Source organism: Dietzia sp. DQ11-71, from assembly GCF_014144995.1.
Classification (GTDB): domain Bacteria; phylum Actinomycetota; class Actinomycetes; order Mycobacteriales; family Mycobacteriaceae; genus Dietzia; species Dietzia kunjamensis.
This window is the reverse complement of record NZ_JAALDT010000422.1, coordinates 1-2,218: the sequence shown is the minus strand read 5'-3', so window position 1 is coordinate 2,218 and position 2,218 is coordinate 1. Positions and strand designations below refer to the sequence as shown.

Annotated in this window: 3 protein-coding genes; 2 read left to right on the top strand and 1 reads right to left on the bottom strand. The window is 69.5% G+C overall.

Annotated elements, in window-relative coordinates; all coding sequences use genetic code 11:
• A partial coding sequence (locus G6023_RS13705) for a PspC domain-containing protein (protein ID WP_472986449.1) occupies positions 1-316 on the top strand: 316 nt, incomplete at its 5' end.
• 23 nt (positions 317-339) lie between these two features.
• Positions 340-1,203 (top strand): crotonase/enoyl-CoA hydratase family protein, encoded by an 864-nt coding sequence (locus G6023_RS13700; protein ID WP_182636027.1) that lies wholly within the window; start codon positions 340-342, stop codon positions 1,201-1,203.
• Positions 1,204-1,395: 192 nt separating this feature from the next.
• Here G6023_RS13700 and G6023_RS13695 read toward each other — a convergent pair whose 3' ends face one another.
• Complete coding sequence (locus G6023_RS13695) at positions 1,396-1,908, bottom strand: inorganic diphosphatase (protein ID WP_067711556.1); 513 nt, start codon at positions 1,906-1,908, stop codon at positions 1,396-1,398.
• Positions 1,909-2,218: the final 310 nt, after the last annotated feature.

The window sequence follows — 2,218 nt, the reverse complement described above, 5'->3', positions numbered from 1 at the left end:
CGATGTGGACCGGGCCGTGGGGGAGGAGAGTGAAGGTCACCGGGGAGAGGTCCCCGATCTTCCTGTCCCGACGACGACGACGAGGTGTGACGTCATGACCTACTCCCCAGATTCCGGGCCCAAGCGACTGATGCGGTCGGAGGACCGCTGGATCGGCGGCGTGTGCGGTGGGCTCGCCGACTACTTCGGGCTGGACCCGGCGTTGGTCCGCCTCCTGTTCGTGGCCTCGATCCTGCTGCCGGGTCCGCAGCTGCTCATCTACGTGATCCTGTGGTTCGTCATGCCCGATTCCCGTGCCTCGCGAGCCCGCGCCTGAGGGGCCCGTGGCAGGCTGGGGCCATGAGCACTCCAGACACCTCAGCCGTTCCCGGCGAGTACGCCTCCGTCCGTATCGAGAAGGGTGCCCGTCACCCGCACGTCGCCCAGGTGACGCTGATCGGCCCGGGGCGCAACAACGCGATGGGCCCGGACTTCTGGGCCGAGATGCCCCGCGTGATGGCCGAGCTCGACGCCGACCCCGGGGTCCGCGCCGTCGTGCTCGCCGGCGAGGGCCGCAACTTCACGTACGGCCTGGACCTGATGGCGATGATGCCGCAGTTCATGGAGTTCCTGCCCGAGGACACGACCCCGGACGCCTCGCGCAACGAGCGCATCCTGGACTTCGTGGAGAACATGCGTCAGGCCGTCGACGCGGTCGCGTCCGCCAGGACGCCCACCGTCGCCGCGATCCAGGGTCGCTGCATCGGCGGCGGCATGGACCTCATCTCGGCCTGCGACGTCCGCCACGGTTCGGCGGACTCGAGCTACTCGGTCCGTGAGGTCAAGGTGGGCATCGTCGCCGACATGGGCTCGCTCGGGCGACTGCCGTACATCATCGGCTCCGGGCTGACCCGCGAGCTGGCGCTGACCGGGCGCGACATCGACGCGGAGACCGCGCTGCGCTACGGACTGGTCACGCACGTCGCCGACGACGCCGCCGGGGTGCTGGACTCGGCCCACGCCACGGCCGCCGAGATCGCGGACAACCCGCCACTGGTGGTCCGCGGTACCCGCGAGGTCCTCAACCGGGCGATCGAGGGGCCGATCTACGAGTCCAACCGCTACGTCGCCACGTGGAACGCCGGCTTCCTGGCCTCGGCGGACATGATGGAGGCCATCGGCTCGACGCTGGAGAAGCGCGAGGCGCGGTACACCGGCCGCTGACCGCGCCCCACAGAGGAGCGCCCCACAAAGGAGCGCCCCACAGAGGAGCCAGCCCCGCCGAGAAGAGTGTTTCGCACATTGCTACTCGGGCGACACGAGCGAAATGCTCTTCTCGGCGTCCCGGCACGGCACGGCACGGCACGGCACGGCCCGGCACGGCACGGCAGGCGGCCGGTGCCGGGCCAGACGGCGTCAGCCGCGGAAGGGCTCGGCCTTCTCCTCGGGGTGCTCGGTGAAGTTCTCGAGGCCCTCGGCGATGAGCTTCTCGCCATGGGCCTTGTCCCGCCACTCGCCCGGGGTGACGTGCTTGCCCGGCTCGAGGTCCTTGTAGTGCAGGAAGAAGTGCTCGATCGCCTTGAGCTCGAAGTCCGGGACATCGTCGACGTCCTGGATGTGCTCCCAGCGCGGATCCAGGGCGGGGACGCACAGCAGCTTGTCGTCGCCACCGGCCTCGTCGGACATGGTGTAGACGCCCACGACGCGCGACTTGACGATCACGCCGGGGAAGACGGACTCGTCGAGCAGGACCAGGGCGTCACAGGGGTCACCGTCGTCGGCGAGGGTCTTGTCGATGTAGCCGTAGTCGGCCGGGTAGCCCATCGAGGTGAAGAGGAAACGGTCGAGATAGATCTTGCCGGTCTCGTGGTGGATCTCGTACTTGTTACGCGAACCCTTGGGGATCTCGATGGTCACTTCGACGGTCACGGGCTACCTCACAAATCGTCATTCTCCGGACCCGGGACGGCTCTCCCGGACAATCCGGGCCGATTCTAGTAGGCGGCCCCGGCGCCGGGGGTGGCCGCCGTCACGCGGGCCGCTAGCGTGGGTCCGACGCACGGCAGGCGAGGGTAGCGTCGGCAGCCGCCGGTGGCGACCGGTGGCGGTGACAGTGGAGGCGACAGCGTCCGGGAGGGTGGGCACGAGTGACCGAGCGCGGAGTGTGGCGCGGGCGTGGGCTCGTGTGGCGGGCGGGGGTCGTGTTCGTCGTCGTCGTACTCCTGGTCGCGGGGCTCGT